We start from the raw sequence: 636 nt of genomic DNA on the forward strand, positions 1-636 counted from the left end.
AGCAAGGTTCAAAATATTAAATTTTACCGGTCATCAGTACCCTTTGACTTTGAACCAAACACAGAGAGCTAAGACTATCGCTTAGTTCCCTTTATTTAAATCATCAATCATTATAGAAATAAGCAAAGTAATTAGAAGATATTAGCGACGAATAAACTTAAATGCTGCTCCAAATGCTCCCAAAACAGCTAAGATTACACCAGAGATGGTTAACCATAGGCTAGGATTCTCACCAGTATCTGGTAATGAAGCTTGCTTATTCTGCTGAGTACCCATTGCATCATTCTCAGCTTGCGAGTTACTCAAACTAGTTTGCGTTGGTATTGTAGCAAATGTCTTTGTACCTGTACCCACAGGCAAAGTAGAAGATCCATTATTTATACCAGTCATTCCATTTATACCAGTCATTCCATTTGTACCAGTCATTCCATTTGTACCAGTCATTCCATTTGTACCAGTCATTCCATTTGCACCAGTAGTCGAGTTACCAGTATTTCCATGGTTGGAATCCTTTGATCCATTTCCCTTACCAGTTGTTGAACCTGTACCATGCAAGTTAATCGTAACGTCCTTTGTAGCCACAAGCTCACCACTTGCCTTGTCGTATACCTTAACTGTTGCTTGGTAAGACTTAGT

At 38.8% G+C, this 636-nt stretch carries 1 protein-coding gene; it reads right to left on the reverse strand.

The window, feature by feature from the left end; genetic code table 11:
• Positions 1 to 141: 141 nt before the first annotated feature.
• Positions 142 to 636, reverse strand: a 495-nt coding sequence (locus EST42_RS08695) for an LPXTG cell wall anchor domain-containing protein (protein ID WP_134645064.1), incomplete at its 5' end; no start/stop codon positions are given.

This window comes from Weissella cibaria, from assembly GCF_004521965.1.
GTDB classification, from domain to species: domain Bacteria; phylum Bacillota; class Bacilli; order Lactobacillales; family Lactobacillaceae; genus Weissella; species Weissella cibaria_A.